This window comes from Dendronalium sp. ChiSLP03b (assembly GCF_034531165.2).
GTDB lineage: Bacteria > Cyanobacteriota > Cyanobacteriia > Cyanobacteriales > Nostocaceae > Dendronalium > Dendronalium minutum.
The window spans coordinates 59453-79132 of record NZ_JAVRBR020000123.1 but is presented as its reverse complement, the minus strand read 5'-3'; the positions used below and the strand labels follow the sequence as shown (position 1 = coordinate 79132).

Genomic DNA, 19680 nt, shown 5'->3' with positions numbered 1-19680 from the left:
GCCCCTAATCCCCAGAGGGGGCCCCGAGTTCCCCAATCCCTAGTCCCTCAAAACTAAAGATTGACCGTAAAACTGGTTTAGAATTATTTACACAGGTCTAATTCAACAGTAGCTATTTGCTGAAAAGCTTCTGGTAGACCTAGTTTACCTGAATCTGCCTAAGGCATTTGGTGGACGTAAAACTCAAATACCTGGATCGTAGGACTATCAAAAATTAGATTTGAGCAATCAAGTCTAGTCTAGTAAAGTCCAAAAAACAGAAAATCTAAAGGGCAACCTTTAGAAAAATTGCAAATAATCATTCGCAAAGGAGAAACACACCAATGGGCGGCGAAATTTTAAATGCAGCTTTGTTGTCTTTCGGTTTAATCTTCGTGGGTTGGGCTTTAGGCGCTTTATTGCTGAAAATTCAGGGTGCAGAGGAATAATCCCTCTGGCAAGGTGGTTTCAATAGATGAGAGGCTTTCCTCTCTGGAAAAATAGCGTGTCCGGAAAACGGACTACGCTTTTTCCGCTAGTATCTCTGTATTAATTGAGTTTCTTAAAAAAGATGTAAACTTTTGTTAACAGAGACAATTCTGTTAAGATTCTTGTCATAAAACTTAAAAAATTATTACTGCCCTAATGACATTATTAATCGTCGGTGCTACAGGCACCTTAGGAAGACAAGTGGCTCGTCGTGCTATCGATGAGGGGTATAAGGTACGTTGTCTTGTCCGGAGTGCTAAGAAGGCTGCTTTTCTCAAAGAATGGGGTGCAGAATTAGTACGGGGAGATTTATGTGACCCTCAAAGCCTGACAGGAGCGCTGGAAGGTGTAACCGCAGTTATCGACGCTGCAACATCTCGTGCTACGGATTCACTAACCATTAAGCAAGTCGACTGGGATGGTCAGGTAGCTTTAATCCAAGCAGCGAAGGCTGCAAGTATAGAGCGTTTTATCTTCTTTTCTATTCTTGATGCTGACAAGTATCCAGAAGTACCGCTGATGGAAATTAAGCGGTGTACGGAACTTTTTTTAGCTGAGTCCGGCATAAATTACACCATCTTACGGTTGGCTGGTTTTATGCAAGGGTTAATCGGTCAATATGGAATCCCCATTTTAGAAGGACAACCAGTTTGGGTGACAGGTAATTCTTCGCCTATCGCCTATATGGATACTCAAGACATTGCGAAGTTTGCAATTCGCGCTTTGAGCGTGCCAGAGACGGAAAAACAAGCTTTCCCTGTTGTAGGTACTCGCGCTTGGAGTGCTGAGGAAATCATTAGTCTGTGCGAACGCTTGTCTGGCAAAGAAGCTAGAATAACGCGGATGCCAATCAACCTACTGCGTTCCGTGCGCCGCATTATCCGGTTCTTTCAGTGGGGGTGGAATGTAGCAGACAGACTAGAGTTTACCGAAGTATTGGCAAGTGGTAAACCTTTAAATGCCCCAATGGATGAGGTATACAAAGTCTTTGGATTAGACCAACAACAAACCACCACTCTCGAAAGCTATCTACAAGAGTACTTCAGCCGAATTATGAAAAAGCTCAAAGAGCTAGACTATGAGAAAAATCAAACCAAAAAGGAGAAAACTAAAAAGACTCCTTTTAAAAAAGTCAATAGCAATAGTCAATAGTCAGTGGTTAGCGATCAACCGTCAACAGTTAACCGTTAACAGATTTTAGACTTTTAACCCTGGACTAATGACTACATTGTCCAAAATATGTAAGGATTACATAAGACAGAGCATCGCCTAATCTTGGATATTTAAGTGTGCCGAAAGCAGGCATTATCTACAATGACGTGAAACCGATAGCGAGTCGCGTCGCTATCGAGCTAAAAGATAAGCTAACCGCAGTCGGTTGGAATGTATCTATTACATCGAGTATTGGTGGCATACTGGGCTACTCTACCCCAGAAAGTCCTGTATGCCACACTCCTATTGATGGTCTAACGCCCCCTGGCTTTGACTCAGAAATGGAGTTCGCAGTAGTACTAGGAGGAGATGGCACTGTTTTAGCAGCGTCGCGTCAGGTCGCACCTTGCGGCATCCCACTACTAACAGTGAATACCGGACACATGGGATTTTTGACGGAAGCCTACCTGAACCAACTGCCCCAAGCAATGGAACAGGTAATGGCAGGTAAGTATGAAATTGAAGAACGAGCGATGCTCACAGTTAAGGTACTGCGGGGAGAGTCAGTACTGTGGGAAGCCCTCTGCTTGAATGAAATGGTATTACATAGAGAACCATTGACATCTATGTGCCATTTTGAAATTGCAGTGGGGCGACATGCGCCAGTAGATATTGCAGCAGATGGTGTAATCGTTTCTACACCAACTGGTTCTACAGCTTATTCTCTAAGTGCTGGTGGACCAGTTGTGACTCCTGGTGTACCTGTGTTGCAGTTAGTACCCATTTGTCCTCATTCTTTAGCTTCCAGGGCGTTAGTATTTACAGATACGGAACCAGTTAGCATTTACCCAGTCAATATCCCTCGGTTAGTAATGGTGGTAGATGGGAACGGAGGGTGCTATGTTTTTCCAGAGGATCGGGTATATTTGGAGCGATCGCAATATAGTGTCCGGTTTATTCGTCTGCAACCGCCAGAATTTTTCCGCATTTTGCGAGAAAAACTAGGTTGGGGTCTGCCGCACATAGCCAAACCCACTTCGGTAGAATTGCCTTAGTCAGTTGTCAGTTGTGAGGCAGTGCGTTGGGCGGGTTCCCCGACTTGAAGCAACTGCCGATCTTCGCAGCGTTAGCGACGCAAGAGCGTCACCCGTAAGGGTCAGTTGTCAGTTGTCAGGAGATAGAAGTTAGTAGTGATTCTCCGCGTCCTCTTTAACTTCCATCCTCATGCTAACTAACTGATTTCCTTCCAGAATTGCTGGTGTCGGACTGGTATTTGGAATTAGTTATTAAAATTGCATTGGAGAATTGGATAGGTTATACCTGAATCTACTAAAAAATCTTAATCAACATCTCAACTCAGGATTTATCCATCCCTAAAAACCTGCAATTAAACTTCTAGCTGATGTACAGATTTTTTCTCAAAGGTCTGTATAATCGCGCCAGTTCGCTCAATTAGAGCGAACTGGTTCCAAAATCCAACATCCTAAATATTGTTATGACAGTTGCTCACAGTCCCTGTGTTTTGGTGATTGAAACCGATGATAGCCTAGCAAATCAGCTTTCTTTTGATTTGCAAGAAGCCGGTTACGAAGCGATTTTAGCTCACGATGCGACCAGTGGTTTACAATACTGCCGCGATCGCCAACCTGCTTTAATCGTTTTAGACCGAATGCTCGCAGGCGAATCAGGACTCTCGTTATGCAAAAATCTTAGAAGCGCTGGTATGCGATCGCCAGTGCTAGTACTAATGGCAAGAGATACAGTTGACGATCGCGTAGCTTGTCTAGAAGCTGGTGCTGATGACTACATTCTCAAGCCTTACCGCCCAGAAGACTTTTTGAAGTTGATTCGCCTTTATTTAAAACCTGATATCGATACAACAGAGCAATTACGTTTTGGAGATTTAGTATTAGACATAGCGACCCGCCGCGCCATACACAACGGCCGAGCTATTGACTTAACAATGAAGGAATTTGAACTATTAAAGTTTTTAATGGAACATCCTCGTGAAGTTTTAACCCGCGAACAAATCCTAGAAAATGTTTGGGGCTACGACTTTATGGGTGAGTCGAATGTGATTGAAGTCTATATTCGCTACTTACGCCTAAAAATCGAAGATGAAGGTCAAAAGCGTCTTATTCAAACAGTTCGAGGTGTAGGCTACGTATTAAGAGAATCTTAATATTAATTTGTAATGACGCTCGCGGACTCGCTACCGCTACGCTAACGTAATTAAGGCACACAGCATTGATACAGGCAGATTATTAGCAAAGTTACTGCTAGGTGTCTCAATTTGTATTCCCTAATCCTCAATCCCCATTACCCCCAGTCCCAAATAAAACAACTAAAAACCGTAGGCTTTCTGGCCCAAATTCTGTAAAATCGAAATCTAAATTACAAAATCAAAAGTTGTATGATACGTTGGCTAAGTTTAGTACCCTTGATGCTGGGGATTTTGTTGATGGGCTGTTCCATACAAACAAACGCTAAATCTCCTGCTGCAACCCCAAGCACTCCATTGGAAACATCTGCTGGTCAAACGCTACCGATTTCTGCAAAGGCAATAGTTCCTGACGGTACGACGATTCAGTTAGAAGTGGCACAGTCCCCGGAACAGCAGGCAAAAGGATTGATGTATCGACCAGCTTTACCAGATAATCGGGGGATGCTATTTAAGTTTTCTTCGGCACAGCCAGTCAGGTTTTGGATGAAGAATGTACCAGTTCCTTTAGATATGGTCTTTTTGCAAAATGGGATGGTGAAGTATATTCAAGCTTCTGCACCTCCCTGTGCCAGTGAGCCTTGCCCTACTTATGGCCCTAATGTACCCATCGATACGGTAATTGAACTGCGTTCTGGACGAGCTGAGGAATTAAACTTGCAAAATGGCGATCGCGTCAAAATTGAATTTTAAGTAACCGTAGCTGTGCTGAGATAAATATTGGAATGGTTTCTCCTGTAGGCACTGAGAGAATATTACTTCATGATGTTTTTGTAAAAAAACTATCAAGTAGATGTAAAAGACTGAATTGTGAGGCTACTATTTAATATCATGTCAAAAATAGGAAACAGTCCTGTTTCTAATGTAAAATCACAGTTCACAGCGTTTAGTCACAAAGATCCTCCTTTTGGTGTACGTATAAATAGTCGCTCATAGGAGAGTATAGGCTATGGAATCTTTATTACTATATGTGTAATTAAATAAAACACTAAAGTAAAAAAGGTGAAACCAATTTGACTTGACTAACTTGTAGCTTAAGAACTAAGCAGATAAGTAAGGCTAAAGCTGAGATTTCCTGTTTTTTTAGATAAAACCACTCTTTTTGAGGAATATTAGGCAAAATTGTAGAGGTGTTTATCCGGTCATCGTTTGGTCGTAGATGAAATATTAGCTGCGGGTTACTGAGTAATGGTAAATCGATATATGACAATACAAAATAGGCAAGGAGGTGAGTTACAAATGTCACCATCAACATATTCTCGACTGATTCATTTTTTGCAAGAAGATTTGTCAATTTCCGCAGCATCGTTAGCGGTTGCTCTGCGACACCGCGAGCAAGATCCTGGACCTTTACCGATGATTCTTTGGCAGTACGGGTTGATCACTTTAGAACAGTTGGAACGAATTTACGATTGGCTGGAGACGGCGTAGATATGAGTAGCTCGTGCAGGAGAATTGAATTATGTCACATCCATGCCTTATATCAAGGCTGATAGATAAGAAAATTGTCTCTTACCATTTCTACTCATTTAAATACAAATTAAAAGAGCGAGTTAAAGAATCAACTCGCTCTTTTAATTTTGTTAGTAGTCGGTTGTCACAACAATTTAGGATTTCAAGACAGATTTTTTGGATTAAAATCCCACAAATAAATTATCCCGCTTGATTTTGTGCACAGTCAACAGGAGCCAGCTTGGGGGCGGGCTTACCATTCTCGCGGCGGCGACCTTAGGAGAAGGGTTGAGTCGCGACTGGCGTTCAATAATCAACAATTACAATGAGATATTGTTTATTTAGAAGTCCCTCAGACAATCATGGTAAATTTATCCAACTAGTATCAGTTGGCAAAAGTAATTGGTTATCTGTTAACAGGTGTATAGTTATGGAAAAAATATTTTTTGACTTTTGACTTTTAAATTTGCTTTGTTTCAATCGGAAGTAACAACTTTCTCAGCGTTATGATGATTGATTGACCAACGATGGTCTACTCCTACAGAGGAAAACTGGCAAATTTCTTCTAGCTGTTTTTGTTGCACTGCTGCTTTGCGGAGAGTAATAATTAGTTGATTTACCTGACGGCGCAAATCAGGGTTTTGACTGACTGCTGACATAGTTTGTCTTTCTAAGAGTTGGAGTAGAAGTTCGTAGTGGACAGGTGAAGGTAGAGGAATTTGCTCCATGTAGTTAATTTGAGATTTAAAATGTGGGATTTCGTAGTCAAGAGAATATGTCTCTTGCTAATGAATTGTTACACAATAAAGAAATATTTGGTTATTGGCTTGATGTAGATACAGATGAAGATTTAGAAAAGAGATTGGCGATCGCTAATTCTGGATCTGATTGTTTGACCAAAGACTCTCCAATCAAAACTGCGGATGCACCTGCTTTTTCCACTACACTCAAATCATTTGAATTATGTAATCCTGATTCGCTGACAACCAGTATTTTCCGTTCCTGTAGTTGCTTTGCTCTTGCTGCTAATAGTTGACAAGTAGTTTGCAAGTCAACAGAGAAATCTTCTAAATTACGATTATTAATTCCTACTAAATATACACTATCTAAAGCTAGTACACGGTCAAGTTCTGCTAAGCTATGGACTTCAATCAAAACTGCCATATTGAGGGCATTGGCAATTTTAATAAAGTATTGCAAATCTTGGTCGCTGAGGATAGCTGCAATCAACAAAACAGCATCTGCACCTTGAACGCGAGCTAAGTACATTTGGTAAGGATATATAACAAAATCCTTGCACAGTAATGGTAAATCTACGGTAGCGCGAACTTTAGCTAAATTATCAAAGCCACCTTGAAAGAACTTGACATCAGTCAATACAGAAAGACAACTTGCACCACCTTGCTCGTAGGATAAGGCGATCGCTACTGGGTCGAAATCTTCTCGTAAAATACCTTTGCTAGGGGAAGCTTTTTTAACTTCCGCAATCAACGCTGGATTTGTCTTACCTTGCTGTAGAGCTGCAACAAAATCACGAGTTGGGGGTGCTGTGAGTGCCTGTTTCTGCAATTCCAGCAAAGGTACCTTTTCCCGCATTTGGTCAACTTCGATTTCTTTATGCCAGACGATTTCTTCCAAGATATTATTTGGGGCTGCATCGGGCAAAGCAACTTGGTAGCGCAATATAGATACATTAATAGCTGGGCTTGGTGAACGGCGGCGGATTTGCATGATGCGGACTCGGACTGGGGATTGGGGAACTCGGGACCCCCTCTGGGGATTAGGGGCAATCGGGATTGGGAATTGGGGAACTCGGGACCCCCTCTGGGGATTAGGGGCAATGGGGACTGGGGATTGAGGATTGATTATTTCCCTCATCTCCCCCTGCTCCCCCTGCTCTCTACTCCCTAAATAACGGCTCGTTTGTAGGCTTCGTCCAGCACTTCTGATAGTGTGGGGTGGGCGTGAACTAAATGAGCGAGGGCGTTCACTGATTGACGGTTAGCGATGGCTGCTGAGGCTTCGTGAATTAAGTCTGAGGCGTGCAATCCGAAAATGTGAACGCCTAAGACTTCACCTGTATCTTTGCGATACACAACCTTTGCGATACCGTCGGCTTCGTTTTCTGCTAAGGCTTTGGAATTGCCTTTGAAGTAACTTTTACTTGTACCGATTTCAAAGCCTTCAGCTGCACCCAATTCCTTGGCTGCGGTTTCTGTCATACCTACATAGCTAACTTCTGGGTGAGTAAATGCGGCTGCGGGGATGCTGCGATAGTCTACCACACGCGATCGCCCGACAATATTTTCCACCGCGACGATGCCTTGAGCAGAAGCGGCGTGTGCCAGCATCATTTTGCCGTTGGCATCGCCAATTGCCCACAAATGCGGTACGACTTCACCTGCACTCAGCACTGCCATGCGGTCATCGACGGGGATAAAATTCCGCCGATCTAGTTCCACGCCAATAGACTCTAAACCGAGGTTTTGCGTTGCTGGGATACGTCCTGTGGCAACTAGGCAAGCATCCACTTCGATGACATCTAAATCTTCTTTGGTTTTGAAATCTGCCAACTCAATTACCACCGGAGAACCGGGAATGACTTTTTTGGCATAAATCCCCACCTTGGTTTCAATGTCGCGGGGAGTAATTAGCACTCGTTCGGCGAGTTTGGCAATATCGCGGTCAAATCCTGGCATTAACTGATCTAGGGCTTCAATCATGGTGATTTCACAGCCCAAAGCTGAGTAAACGTCAGAAAATTCCAAGCCGATGTAACCGCTACCAATAATCGCCACCCATTCCGGTAGAGATGCCAATTTCACGCCTTGGTCGCTGGTAAAAACGGTTTTGCCGTCTATTTCAATGCCTGGAGGCACGAAGGGGACTGAACCAGGGGAAAGGATAATATCTTTAGCTGTGATGGTTTTTTCACCGCCATCGCCAGTCACGGTCACTTTTTGCTTTCCAGCTATTTTCCCCCAACCCCGAATGATATCAACTCCTAGTCGTTTGAGGCTGTTGGTTAAGTCGCCTTGAATTTTCGAGACTAGATTGCCGGCATGATTGGCGATCGCTTGCCGATCGAAATCCACACTGCCGATTTGAATTCCCAGCGACTTTAGGTGGTGGGCATTGCGTAATTCCCGCACACGTCCAGCTGCTGCCAACAGCGCTTTAGAAGGAATGCAGCCCCGATTGACACAGGTTCCGCCCATGTCAGCAGCTTCGATAATTGCTGTTTTCAAACCGCAGCTGACAGCGTGTAGGGCTGCGCCATGTCCGCCTACGCCAGCGCCTATAATCACTAAATCGTAATCAAATCCATGACTCACGTTAGTTTCCCCGCGTGCTTCGCATATTTATTCTCAACTTGACAAGCAATCAATGCAACCCCCTTCATATTTAAGAGTTGCTAAATCAAATTATGATTTACGTTAGCAGGTGAAGAGATTTATGTTTTGAGTATTATTATAGTAAAAAATATGTACCTATCTTATTTAATACTACAACTATAAATTTATTGGCAAAGTATGGTATGTAGGTCAGGTTACAAATAGTCCTTTTATTTATTGAAGAGCATCATGTTAGTTGGAACAACGATCTACTCCGATCAAAAATAAACTGAGTAAAGAATTAAGTAATTAGTGACGTAAAATACAAATGCTACTACATGAGGAACTTTCTGTTACTTTGAGTTCTCTTGCAACGCATTATCTCAACACTTAAGCTGGATATAAAATTCATTCACGTACAGGATTTTCACAGGCGATCGCTCGATGTCTATTCCCAAAATCAGTGAATTCACCATCCGCCGTAATGCCAACACCAAATCTTTCCAACGGGGTGAGGTTTATTATGAGGCAGGTGCTGTCACTGCCCTTACCCAACGTAGTCATCAGCTTCAAGCAGAAGTTGAAGGTAGTGAAGCTAGACCTTATCGCGTCAGTCTAAGTTTTGACGAGCAAAGTGTAACTTCAGCAAACTGCACCTGTGCTTACAACTTTGACGGTTGGTGTAAACACATTGTAGCGACGATACTCGTCTGCGTGCGTCAGCCAGAAATTATTGAGCAACGCCCCACCCTAGAACAACTGCTTGATTCCCTCGATCATCTGCAAACCCAAAGACTGGTGCAAGAATTGGTAGCCCGATACCCACAGTTGATTGAGGCTATCGATCACCATGTCAGTTGGACAATCGATGCTGTTACCAAGCAACAAAGCGTCAAACCTGTACGCTTGACTAGTATTAATAGCAAGCCGTTTGGGCAGCAGGTACGCCAAATTCTTCGGGATGCAGTGCGCTACTGGGAAGATGGCTACGAGGACGACCCAATTAGTGAAGAATTGCCCAGCGTGATCCAAACTGCTGTAGATTTTAGCGAACGGGGAGATGGTTATAGTGCGATCGCTATTTTGGAGGCGATAACTTCTACCTGTGTAGAAAATTGGGACGATGTTGCAGAATATGGTGGTGACAATGATGAGATTGTTGGTGAATTAAATCATGCTTGGTGTGAAGCCATTCTCAGCGTTGAACTTACCCCAGAAGAAAAAGTTGATATCCAGGTGAATTTAGAAGCATGGCAAGATGAGTGGAGCGCTGATTTTGGCATGAGTTTAGAGGCTTTGCACCAAGGCTGGGATGAACCAGCGCTGGTGAGTGTTCTAGAAGGAAATATCACTGAAAGGGGAGTTTGGGAGGGAGAAGTCCCAGATTACGCTGATGATTTAGCACTAATTCGCCTGAAAATCCTCGAACGTCAGGAACGTTACGAAGAATACCTGTATTTAGCGTCAGCTGAAGGGCAAACTCAACAATATCTGACAATGCTGGGTAGGTTAGGCAGGGTAGAAGAAGCAATTGAGGCTGCCCAAACCGAGATGAACTCAATCGAAGAAGCTTTTGCCCTAGCTAAAACACTTGCGGAGCAAGGCTCATTGCAGCAAGCATTAGACATAGCCCTAAGTGGATTAAAGTTACCAGGAAATTCTCAGTATGAATTGGGAATTTGGACAAGTGATTTAGCGCTGGAATTGGATAATCGTGAAGCCGGTTTATCAGCAACCAAAGCTGCTTTCCAAGTAAAGCCTTCATTTTTTGACTACCAAAAGATAGAAGAACTTGCTGGAGACAACTGGGAAAGTGTCAAAATTGACTTGTTGAAAACCATCCGCACCTTTGGAGGTTGGGAAACAGCATCAGCAAAGATAGATATTTTTTTGCATGAAGGGTTAATAGACGATGCCATTGCGATCGTTACAGAACTCAGCTCCTATTATTCTGAGTTAATACACCGAGTCATGAATGCTGCCATCCCTTACAATCCTGATTGGGTGATTGCTAATGCCCGTCGCCGTGCTGAAAAGATTATGGATCGGGGTAAAGCAGAATACTATTATTATGCAGTTGAATGGTTAAAGAAAGCACGCGCTGCTTATTTGGAATCTGGGAGAAAAGCAGACTGGTCAAGTTATCGGGCAACACTAGTACAAAGCCACGCCCGCAAGCGGAAATTAATGGAAATGTTCAAGCAACGGGGTATGGAGTAATACTAATTCGTAATTCGTAATTAAAAAAGTCCGATTTGAACTGGCTTTTCTGGTTTAGGCAATGACTACTGTCGGGGCAGTTGCTAATACCAATTCACTTTTCCAATCGAGGCGGCTGCGAAGCGAGCGATTCGCACCTTCCAAGGGTTTTAAGCTGGAACGGTGAGGTTTCATCCTATACTCCTATCAATCTCCGGCTCCGGCAAACGGCGTTGTTCCCCCTGCTGAATCTCGCGCTCCAAGAAATAATTCAGTAGGGTTCGCAGCAAGACGATCGCTCCCAAATTCAATATATCTTGGCGAGTAGGTGCTACTGCCGTCCGCAATATATCGCTGGCAACAGTGAATTCCAGCCCCAATGCCAGTACTCGTCCCAATTGTAGACGAATTGCTTCTGTGGCATCGAAATGTTGTTTAGAACGAGCAAACAACAATCGCAGATAACTAGTAATACCTCGGATTACCGCTCCGCCAATTACAACTGCTGCTGCAATTTCTGTCGCTGCTGCCAAATAACCGACAATGACTTTGAGCCACGTCTCCAGAGGACTTGTTAACGCCCTCTCATCTCTAGCTTCTCCCACATTCAAACTCAGAATTAAAACTAACCCCAAGATGAGTGCTAGCGGTAATAGTAAATTGAGCAATGAATCTCTGGATGGCTCTCGTTTCATAAAACCTTGCGATCGCTTTGGAAACTCAGAGACTTCGAGTGATGACTGCGTCCTGTAACATATTGTATCTACTTCACTAGCTCCTAGTGCGTATTCGCTAGATGCTCTCATTTTTGGACGGTAAAAATGATCCAAAAATCAATATCAAAACAAAATGTATGAACAGTGAGTGGGGAAGATTAAATTTTTACTTTCAATCTCCTGCCCTTCGGGTACGTCCGCTGACGCGTAGCTTGCTTCGACTTGCAGTGGCTCACCTCCTGCCTTCTACTTATCTGGCTAAAATTCTGTAAGAGGCGATTTATTTTTACTTTTTTCATTTACAGTCGCCAGCCTAATAATGCCATCAACAGATAAACGTCCTCTCAGTTGGTTGTTGCAGCAGTTTCAACTCAAGCCAGGTCAGCCCGCCATTTTCTCCGGATTGCGTAGCCTTTTGATACTAAGTGTCCCTATTGGAGTTGGAATCATTACTGGTCATACTGCTGCAAGTGCGATCGCCACTATGGCAGCTTGGTTTGTTGGTATGGTAAATGTTGACGGAACTTATCGCCAGAAAGTAGCTGCGATGATAGCTGCTACCATTGCGGTGACTGTGGTGTTCGCGATCGCGAGTCTGGTTAGCAGTAATCTCTGGTTATCTGTTCCGGCGACGTTCTTGGTGATGTTTATAGCAGGCTTAGCGGGTTTGTATGGCAGTGTGGCTGCATCTGTCAGCTTGGTGACTTCGATTATGTTTGTCATCGCGCTGGCTAAATTTGCTTCATTTTCCAATTTATCTACTCTTATCCAGCAATGTGCGCTCTGTCTGGCTGGTGGAATATGGACAACTGTGTTGTCATCAGGACTGTGGGTAGTGCGTCCTGACGTACCTGTAAGGCAGATAGTCGCTAACAGTTATCTAGCGTTGAGAAAATTTGTGGATTTGGCAAGCCACAGAGCATTAAATCCCCAGGATAGTCAGGAGTGGACAGAGCGATTTTTGCAAGCTCAGGATACTATCATTCAGGATTTGACATCTGCCCGTAGCATCTGGACAGCCATGTGGACTAGGCAAAAAGGAGCTAACCTGCGGGAAAATCACTTACTCGTGTTGATTGAGGATGCCAATCAAATTGTCAATTCTGTTGTTGCATTGAACGAACTGTTAGCGATCGCATCTGAAGGTCAACTATTTTCTCGGTTACAGAAAGAAATTCAGCAAGCGATAGAACAGTTGGCAATTGCTCTACAAATGTTGTCAGAAGCAATCGCCAAAGGAAAAAACTCAGTTCACCTGGGGGATCTGGATCGGACGGTTGAGGCACTGGGAAACCAGTGGCAAGTTCTGCGCTCTCAAATTCTCAATCAAACGAGCCATGTCCAGACAGATGTTTATTCCCAACTAGTCAACCTGAAGAAGATTGAAACTAGTCTGACAAAGCTGGCACAGCAAATTCATACTGATGCGGATATTGTTACAGATTTAAGACAGGGAAAACCGCGCCGCATCGACCAGCGAGATATTTCCCCCCCAGCCCAGTCAGAGCGTTCTGCAATTATTGATACACTGCGGAATAACTTCACTTTTGATTCAGTTCTGTTTCGTCACGCGTTGCGCCTTGCACTGATAACAACGCTCGCTGAATTACTTGCCTCGGTATTGCAATTACCTAGAGGCTACTGGATAACCCTCACAGCTTTAGTTGCACTTAAGCCCAACTTTGGTGGAACATTTGAGACAACAGTACAAAGGGTCATCGGTACGATTTTGGGTGGAATCATTGGCATTACTTTGGTCTTACTAATTAAGAATCCATTGGCGATCGCTATTTGTTTCCTGCTACTCGTGTTTGCTGCTATGTCGGTGCGATCGTTAAGCTACAGTATATTCACCATACTACTTACTCCTGCCATCATCTTGCTACTCGACGTTATTAGTGCAGGTGGCTGGAAGGTAGGAGTATGGCGTATTGTTGATAGCCTGATTGGGGGAATCTTAGCACTGGTTGGCAGCTATTTACTTTTCCCCCGTTGGGAACGACAGCAACTTCCTGCACAATTGCAAAAGACAATTCGAGCCAATCTTATCTACTTTCAACAGGTTATTGCTAAATATCTTTATCCAGAACAGAATTCGTCTGGTGATTCTATCAATATGCTACGCCATCAAGCTGGACTAGAGAACGTCAACGCTGCTGCGGCGGCTCAAAGATTGTTCAGCGAACCTCGTCACGTTCAGGGAGAAATCGAACCTGTAATGACGCTGATGGTATACATTCGTGGCTTTTTCAGTTCAGTTACAACTCTAGCAGAACATCTGCGGGAATTTAGCGGCGAGTACCAATTTACTGAACTCAAACAACTTACTGATACCATTATCCAAGTTTTAGAAAACCTAGCAGATGCCCTTCGACAAAGACAGCCACCCCAACCGTTACCAGCGCTGGATGGCTATCTCGAAGCAATTCACGACCAAATTGAACAGCTACATACTACTCGGTTATCAGAGATTGCCACAAATGCCAACACTTTAACTCCGACATTACAAGCCGTTCGAGAACAAACTCCCTTATTTATAGAACTGGAGCGAATTGTCAATGAAATTAAAGTTATGCACTGTGTGATTGCACGTCTGCAAGAATAATTTGCTTTACTGGATTACTTGATTCCAGTGAAAAAATTGAGCAAATTATTTTATTTCATAGCTGCCATAGTCCGAGGCCCAATTATTCCGTCTGCTCTTAATCCTTTAGACTTCTGAAATTTGATCGCTGCTGAACGGGTATTTTTATCAAAAACACCATTCACGCTTGCAGTATAAAATCCTTGCTGCTTTAAAACATTCTGAGCTTTTTTGACTGCCTCTCCTCTGCTACCTACTCTCAGTACGGTACTATGGTTGGCCATATTATTAGACTTGTGCTTAGCATGAAGCTTTTGCACAGTATTAGCCTTTTTCATGGTGTTAGCTTGTTGGGTATTTTGAGCAACGTGGGCAGCAGTAGTCGGATTGTGGCTTTTATTATTAGTTAAAGAGTAAGCTGGCACGGCAGTAGCTATCAGAATAGGGAGGCAAGCGAGTACTTTCCAATTCATCTTTTTGTTCCTTTCAATTATGTGAGATTTTGCAACTTTGATTTGAAGAGTCATCCTCATAAGGGCTTGTACCTCATGGTGATTCTCCTCGTAGACTCTGGTGTATGGGTTTGGTATGGAGTGAGCCTTCCTAACCCAGAGCTTTAGCATCACACATCATATTGACAAAGTTATTGCAAAATTGTGACAAAAGCATGATTAATTTATTAAGGCTTCGGTAAGCCGTTATTTGTAAGCAATCAAAATCTTCTATAAATCAGCGGTCAGAAATAGCATCTAGAAATGGGGAAGTGATATGCTCTTCATTCCCCTCATCCTCCCTACTACTTTTGAATGAACTCGGTATCAGGGATGAATTTCGTCAAGCTGAGTCTCTCCCAACTGCCAGATGCAGCTTAAAGAAATTAATCTCAATATAAAACAAAACCTTTCAGGACAATTTTTGTAATTACACAAACTTGATGTAAATGCAATACCGCGTTTAAACAGCAGTAAAGTGTCGGGAAATTAAAAATGGTAACAACAGCATCCGATGTTCTAGTTGACACTTTAATTGATTGGAGTGTCGATACTATCTTTGGTATACCTGGTGATGGAATTAATGGCGTAATGGAAGCTTTGCGCCAGCGCCAAGACAAAATCCGCTTTATCCAAGTGCGCCATGAAGAAGCGGCGGCTTTTATGGCTTGTGCCTACTCTAAATACACAGGTAAATTGGGTGTGTGTCTGGCGACATCAGGGCCTGGCGGTCTGCATCTAATTAATGGTCTTTATGACGCTAAGATGGATGGTCAATCAGTGTTGGCAATTACAGGTCAACACTTCCATGATTTGATTGATACTCACTCCCAGCAAGATGTAGACCTTGACAAAGTGTTTATGGATGTCGCCGTCTATAACACTCGTGTGATGGGGCCTGACCATATCGAGACTGTTGCAAATTTGGCTTGCCGTGCTGCTATCTCCTACCGAAGTGTGGCTCACATCACATTTCCAATTGATTTCCAGACCGAGAAGGTTACTAAAAAGCATTCTATGCACAATGTTCTCCATCACACATCGGATGTGAGGGCGCACAGTGCCCAACTGCCCAGTGAAAATGATTTGCTGCGTGCCGTTGAGATTTTGAATGCTGGCAAGAAAATAGTAATTTTGGCTGGTCGTGGGGCTTTAAGAGCAACAACTGAATTGGAACAGCTGGCACAAAAGCTAGAGGCACCAATTGTCAAAGCGATGTTGGGTAAAGCGGCTGTACCAGATTTCAGCCCGTATACTACAGGTGGAATTGGGTTGACTGGAACCAAGCCATCCCAAGAGGCGATGGAAGACTGTGACACTCTGTTGATGGTAGGTACATCTTTCCCATATATGGAATTTCTACCCAAGCCGGGACAAGCACGAGGTGTCCAGATTGACATCGATCCCATGCGGATTGGGTTGCGTTATCCCGTTGAAGTGGGGTTAGTTGGTGATAGCCGTCGCACCTTACAAGCAATTCTGTCGCTAGTGGAACATAAAGAGGATAGGAGTTTTCTAGAAAAAGCTCAATCCGGGATGAAAGATTGGTGGAAGTTAATGGAACAGAGGGGTACGCGGCAGGATAAGCCCATGAAACCCCAAGTAGTCGCGTGGGAACTGGGCAAACGTTTATCTGACACTGCGATCGTTGCCGCAGATTCTGGTACGAATACGACTTGGTGGGCGCGGCAAATTCCAGCTAAGCAGGGTCAAATGCATTCAGTATCGGGAACACTGGCCTCAATGGCTTGCGGTCTTCCCTACGCGATCGCCGCCCAAATTGCCTATCCAGAGAGACAGTGCGTTGCTTTTGTCGGGGATGGTGGCTTTTCAATGTTAATGGCAGAGTTTTTAACTTGTGTCAAATATCAGCTGCCCGTCAAAATTGTCATCATCAAGAACAACACCTTGGGTCAGATTAAGTGGGAGCAGATGGTCTTCTTGGGCAATCCAGAATATGCCTGCGAACTGCAACCGATGGATTATGCTGCTTTTGCTCGTGCTTGCGGTGCAACTGGCTTTACCATTGATGACCCCGCGACTTGTGGCGATATTCTTGACCAAGCACTTGCTACACCAGGGCCGGTAATTGTTGAGGCGATCGTCGATCCCCATGAACCACCCTTGCCGCCTAAAATTACCCTAAATCAAGCGGCTAAGTTTGCTGAATCTCTGATTAGAGGTGAGCCTAACCGCGAGAAGATTATCTTCACAGCAGTGTCAGATAAAGTCAAAGAGCTGATTTAAAAGATGCTGAGTGCAATTAATTTTACTTTTTTACTCAGCACTGTTTCGATAAGTCTGAAAATCCCTCACTGTAAGTAGGTAAACATAATTAATTACACTATGTCATTACGAATGCAGCAAAGCATAATGTAGACGGGCCTTCTTCGGCTTCCCGCTGGGGTACGAGACGCTCCGCGATCGCAATGACTGTAAATATTTTTGTTTATCTACTTACTCGGTACTCCGAATACAGGGGTAGGAGAATATCAACTTTCCCGATCTCGCCACAAAGCAATACCGCCTAACAAACCAGTGACATTAGGGATGAGTTTCACGTTTAAAGGTAGCTGGATATTTACTCTTACAGCTTCACCACCACCAATGTAAAGATAATCATAGTTGAACAGCCTTTGCAAAGATGCGATCGCTTTTTCTAAACGCCTATTCCATCTTTTCTCACCAATTTTTTCTAACTCTGCACGCCTGAGTTGTTCCTCATAAGTCTCACCCTTACGAAACGGATGATGTCCCATTTCCATGTTCGGCACTAATTTACCATCCACAAACAAAGCCGAACCAAATCCTGTACCCAAGGTGACGACTAATTCTACGCCCTTACCTGCGATCGCCCCAAATCCTTGCATATCTGCATCATTAATTGCGCGTACAGGCTTGTTTAAGCGGTTTGACAATACTGTTTCTAAGTCAAACCCTATCCAATCTGGATGTAAGTTGACTGCTGTTTCTGTAACTCCGCAGCGCACCACACCGGGAAACCCGACAGAAATCCGATGAAACTCGCCTTGAGCTGCTGCTAATACTGTAATTGCATTAATTACAACCTCTGGTTTAGCTGGTTGAGGTGTATCTACACGCGCCCTTTCCGTTAGAGGATTTCCTGTGATATCCAAAACCATTGCTTTGACACCACTACCGCCAATATCAACTGATAGAGTGCGAATCGATCCATTTTCGTCAACCATGAGTTTTGTCCTTTTAACTGCTTGTAATTTGACTGATGACTGTTGGCTAGAGATTAGGTATTGGGTTTTAGGGTGAACTAAATCCGTTCCCAGTCCTCATTGCCCCTAATCCCCAGAGAGAACTCCGAGTTACCCAATCGCTGTAACATGAAAATGGCGCGAAAGTAGTACAATGCACAGCTTTATTCCTCCAGAACGCTTTTTCCCTTATCTATCTTGGACTGACATCCAGACAATGCCGAATAAGGAAAATGTAGTCATTATCCAACCAGTAGGGGCTATTGAACAACATGGCCCCCATTTGCCACTGATTGTCGATGCTGCTATCGGTGTGGGGGTGCTGGGAAAAGCTTTGGAAAAGCTAGATGCTGATATTCCCGTCTATGCATTGCCCACCCTATATTATGGTAAATCAAACGAGCATTGGCACTTTCCTGGTACGATTACCCTCAGCACGGAAACGCTGACAGCAACGATTATGGAAGTGGGAGAAAGTGTTTACCGTGCTGGGTTTAAAAAATTGGTGTTGATGAACTCCCACGGGGGACAACCCCAAGTTATGCAGATGGCAGCGCGAGATTTGCATGTTAAGTATGATGACTTTTTGGTGTTTCCACTGTTTACTTGGCGCGTGCCTAATATCACTAAAGAATTGCTGACTCCGAAAGAAGCTGAGTTAGGAATGCACGCTGGAGATGCGGAAACCAGTATTATGCTGGCAATTTTACCGGAACAGGTGAAGCTGGAGAAAGCCGTTGTAGAGTATCCGCCAGAACATCCAGAAAGTAGTCTACTGAGTTGGGAAGGTAAGCTACCTGTGGCTTGGGTGACGCGGGATATCAGTAAAAGTGGAGTCATCGGCGATGCGACAACTGCAACTAGAGAAAAAGGCGATCGCATCCTCGAATCTGTATCTGATGGTTGGGTACAAGCGATCAAAGATATATACGTTTTTCAGCAACCCCGTTAGAAAATGTTTGTCAAGTCTAATTTATTACTTGCTTGGGCGACTAGAAGTGACTAATCGCTGCAATACATTTTCCTAGATAATTAAGCATAATTGCCCGATCGCACCATCACCGATGCCTGTTTACCAAATTGCTGATTTGTTTGCTCAACGAGCAAAAGAGATCGCACCATCGACTTATGGCACAGAGTTAACCAAGATTATCACTGTTAGCTTTGCCTACGGTCTAGCCGATCCCAATCTCTTTCCCCACGCAGACTTAGACTGCCCTGAACTACGGCCCACCCGCACCGCTACTGTATGAGCAGATTATCTCTCGTTTGCAGGCTCAAGGGATTGCAAGCGATCGCGATCGCATCCTTACTGGCTACGGTTCCGCCCAAATCCAGGGCTTACTACCAGATGTGTTTATCGAACCAGGTGACTTGGTAATTGTGGAAGGGCCAACCTTCCTGGGGGTAGTTACCAAATTCGTCCAGGCTGGCGCTAAGTTAATCCTATTCCTGTGGATGAGTTAGGAATGGATGTAGACGCGCTGGAAGCAACTTTGAGCGATATTAAAACAACAAGGCAGCCGACCTCGGTTTATTTATACCATCCCTACCTTTCATGTAGCAGTAGCATTCCGAAAAAATTTGAAATTCTCAATAGAGATAAAAATCAAGATAATTAAAATACTTTATTAATTGAGTAACTAGACAGGCATAATTAAATGTAATATGTCATTGCGTTCGCGTAGCGTCTCCTAGAGAGGAGGAACGACGAAGCTAATCGCAATGACTGGGATTGCTATTCTGCGGAAAGCCACAGAAGTGCCTAGGTTCCTCGCAATGATAGTCCATATTATATTTATTTATACTTATTTATTTATGCCTAAAGTATTAGA

General features: G+C 43.8%; 18 protein-coding genes. 12 read left to right on the top strand and 6 right to left on the bottom strand.

Features of this window, described 5'->3' with window-relative positions; translation table 11 throughout:
- Positions 1-323 precede the first annotated feature (323 nt).
- The 6 genes from RMY31_RS28510 to RMY31_RS28485 all read left to right on the top strand — a co-directional run bounded on the left by RMY31_RS28510 (position 324) and on the right by RMY31_RS28485 (position 5272).
- Positions 324-428, top strand: a complete 105-nt coding sequence (locus RMY31_RS28510; protein ID WP_006199111.1) for a PetM family cytochrome b6-f complex subunit 7 — start codon at positions 324-326, stop codon at positions 426-428.
- Positions 429-624: 196 nt separating this feature from the next.
- Positions 625-1620 (top strand): SDR family oxidoreductase, encoded by a 996-nt coding sequence (locus RMY31_RS28505; protein WP_322657302.1) that lies wholly within the window; start codon positions 625-627, stop codon positions 1618-1620.
- Positions 1621-1757: 137 nt separating this feature from the next.
- On the top strand, positions 1758-2675 hold the full coding sequence (locus RMY31_RS28500) for an NAD(+) kinase (protein WP_322657301.1): 918 nt from the start codon (positions 1758-1760) through the stop codon (positions 2673-2675).
- 440 nt (positions 2676-3115) lie between these two features.
- Positions 3116-3802 (top strand): response regulator transcription factor NblR, encoded by a 687-nt coding sequence (nblR, locus tag RMY31_RS28495; RefSeq protein WP_322657300.1) that lies wholly within the window; start codon positions 3116-3118, stop codon positions 3800-3802.
- Between the two features lie 231 nt (positions 3803-4033).
- Positions 4034-4534: a DUF192 domain-containing protein gene (locus RMY31_RS28490; protein WP_322657299.1), complete on the top strand. Its 501-nt coding sequence runs from the start codon at positions 4034-4036 to the stop codon at positions 4532-4534.
- Positions 4535-5044: 510 nt separating this feature from the next.
- On the top strand, positions 5045-5272 hold the full coding sequence (locus RMY31_RS28485) for a DUF2949 domain-containing protein (RefSeq protein WP_322657298.1): 228 nt from the start codon (positions 5045-5047) through the stop codon (positions 5270-5272).
- A gap of 497 nt (positions 5273-5769) precedes the next feature.
- Here RMY31_RS28485 and RMY31_RS28480 read toward each other — a convergent pair whose 3' ends face one another.
- The 3 genes from RMY31_RS28480 to lpdA form a co-directional block, all read right to left on the bottom strand.
- Positions 5770-6021 carry a DUF5340 domain-containing protein gene (locus RMY31_RS28480; protein ID WP_214430562.1) on the bottom strand — a complete coding sequence of 84 codons (252 nt, stop codon included), beginning with the start codon at positions 6019-6021 and terminating at the stop codon, positions 5770-5772.
- A 91-nt stretch (positions 6022-6112) separates the two neighbouring features.
- Complete coding sequence (gene trpC, locus RMY31_RS28475) at positions 6113-7024, bottom strand: indole-3-glycerol phosphate synthase TrpC (protein ID WP_322657297.1); 912 nt, start codon at positions 7022-7024, stop codon at positions 6113-6115.
- A gap of 176 nt (positions 7025-7200) precedes the next feature.
- Positions 7201-8628, bottom strand: coding sequence for a dihydrolipoyl dehydrogenase (gene lpdA, locus RMY31_RS28470; RefSeq protein WP_322657296.1), 1428 nt, complete (start codon positions 8626-8628; stop codon positions 7201-7203).
- 444 nt (positions 8629-9072) lie between these two features.
- On the opposite strand from lpdA, the gene RMY31_RS28465 reads away from it, so the two are divergent.
- Positions 9073-10848 carry an SWIM zinc finger domain-containing protein gene (locus RMY31_RS28465; RefSeq protein WP_322657295.1) on the top strand — a complete coding sequence of 592 codons (1776 nt, stop codon included), beginning with the start codon at positions 9073-9075 and terminating at the stop codon, positions 10846-10848.
- 170 nt (positions 10849-11018) lie between these two features.
- Here the strand turns inward: RMY31_RS28465 and RMY31_RS28460 are convergent, their stop codons facing one another.
- Positions 11019-11633 carry a DUF1622 domain-containing protein gene (locus RMY31_RS28460; protein WP_322657294.1) on the bottom strand — a complete coding sequence of 205 codons (615 nt, stop codon included), beginning with the start codon at positions 11631-11633 and terminating at the stop codon, positions 11019-11021.
- 229 nt (positions 11634-11862) lie between these two features.
- Here RMY31_RS28460 and RMY31_RS28455 point away from each other — a divergent pair, with 229 nt between their 5' ends.
- Positions 11863-14148: an FUSC family protein gene (locus RMY31_RS28455; RefSeq protein ID WP_322657293.1), complete on the top strand. Its 2286-nt coding sequence runs from the start codon at positions 11863-11865 to the stop codon at positions 14146-14148.
- Positions 14149-14198: 50 nt separating this feature from the next.
- On the opposite strand, the gene RMY31_RS28450 is transcribed toward RMY31_RS28455, so the two are convergent.
- Complete coding sequence (locus tag RMY31_RS28450; protein WP_322657291.1) at positions 14199-14600, bottom strand: peptidoglycan-binding domain-containing protein; 402 nt, start codon at positions 14598-14600, stop codon at positions 14199-14201.
- Positions 14601-15113: 513 nt separating this feature from the next.
- Between RMY31_RS28450 and RMY31_RS28445 the strand changes: the two genes are divergently transcribed.
- Complete coding sequence (locus RMY31_RS28445; protein WP_322657290.1) at positions 15114-16865, top strand: thiamine pyrophosphate-dependent enzyme; 1752 nt, start codon at positions 15114-15116, stop codon at positions 16863-16865.
- 245 nt (positions 16866-17110) lie between these two features.
- On the opposite strand, the gene RMY31_RS28440 is transcribed toward RMY31_RS28445, so the two are convergent.
- On the bottom strand, positions 17111-17827 hold the full coding sequence (locus tag RMY31_RS28440) for an ROK family protein (protein WP_322657289.1): 717 nt from the start codon (positions 17825-17827) through the stop codon (positions 17111-17113).
- A gap of 172 nt (positions 17828-17999) precedes the next feature.
- Between RMY31_RS28440 and RMY31_RS28435 the strand changes: the two genes are divergently transcribed.
- From RMY31_RS28435 to RMY31_RS28425, 3 genes are all read left to right on the top strand, one after another.
- Positions 18000-18797, top strand: coding sequence for a creatininase family protein (locus RMY31_RS28435; protein ID WP_322657288.1), 798 nt, complete (start codon positions 18000-18002; stop codon positions 18795-18797).
- Positions 18798-18909: 112 nt separating this feature from the next.
- Entirely contained in the window at positions 18910-19098 is a 189-nt protein-coding gene (locus RMY31_RS28430; RefSeq protein WP_322657287.1) for a hypothetical protein, read from the top strand.
- 16 nt (positions 19099-19114) lie between these two features.
- Positions 19115-19312 (top strand): hypothetical protein, encoded by a 198-nt coding sequence (locus tag RMY31_RS28425; RefSeq protein WP_322657286.1) that lies wholly within the window; start codon positions 19115-19117, stop codon positions 19310-19312.
- Positions 19313-19680: the final 368 nt, after the last annotated feature.

Excerpts from the sequence above, each read along its gene's own strand:
- RMY31_RS28510 (WP_006199111.1), top strand. The coding sequence starts at position 324 with ATGGGCGGCGAAATTTTAAATGCAGCTTTGTTGTCTTTCGGTTTAATC.
- RMY31_RS28505 (WP_322657302.1), top strand. The coding sequence starts at position 625 with ATGACATTATTAATCGTCGGTGCTACAGGCACCTTAGGAAGACAAGTG.
- nblR (WP_322657300.1), top strand. The coding sequence starts at position 3,116 with ATGACAGTTGCTCACAGTCCCTGTGTTTTGGTGATTGAAACCGATGAT.
- RMY31_RS28490 (WP_322657299.1), top strand. The coding sequence starts at position 4,034 with ATGATACGTTGGCTAAGTTTAGTACCCTTGATGCTGGGGATTTTGTTG.
- RMY31_RS28485 (WP_322657298.1), top strand. The coding sequence starts at position 5,045 with ATGACAATACAAAATAGGCAAGGAGGTGAGTTACAAATGTCACCATCA.
- RMY31_RS28480 (WP_214430562.1), bottom strand. The coding sequence starts at position 6,021 with ATGGAGCAAATTCCTCTACCTTCACCTGTCCACTACGAACTTCTACTC.
- trpC (WP_322657297.1), bottom strand. The coding sequence starts at position 7,024 with ATGCAAATCCGCCGCCGTTCACCAAGCCCAGCTATTAATGTATCTATA.
- RMY31_RS28465 (WP_322657295.1), top strand. The coding sequence starts at position 9,073 with ATGTCTATTCCCAAAATCAGTGAATTCACCATCCGCCGTAATGCCAAC.
- RMY31_RS28460 (WP_322657294.1), bottom strand. The coding sequence starts at position 11,633 with ATGAGAGCATCTAGCGAATACGCACTAGGAGCTAGTGAAGTAGATACA.
- RMY31_RS28455 (WP_322657293.1), top strand. The coding sequence starts at position 11,863 with ATGCCATCAACAGATAAACGTCCTCTCAGTTGGTTGTTGCAGCAGTTT.
- RMY31_RS28450 (WP_322657291.1), bottom strand. The coding sequence starts at position 14,600 with ATGAATTGGAAAGTACTCGCTTGCCTCCCTATTCTGATAGCTACTGCC.
- RMY31_RS28445 (WP_322657290.1), top strand. The coding sequence starts at position 15,114 with ATGGTAACAACAGCATCCGATGTTCTAGTTGACACTTTAATTGATTGG.
- RMY31_RS28440 (WP_322657289.1), bottom strand. The coding sequence starts at position 17,827 with ATGGTTGACGAAAATGGATCGATTCGCACTCTATCAGTTGATATTGGC.
- RMY31_RS28435 (WP_322657288.1), top strand. The coding sequence starts at position 18,000 with ATGCACAGCTTTATTCCTCCAGAACGCTTTTTCCCTTATCTATCTTGG.
- RMY31_RS28430 (WP_322657287.1), top strand. The coding sequence starts at position 18,910 with ATGCCTGTTTACCAAATTGCTGATTTGTTTGCTCAACGAGCAAAAGAG.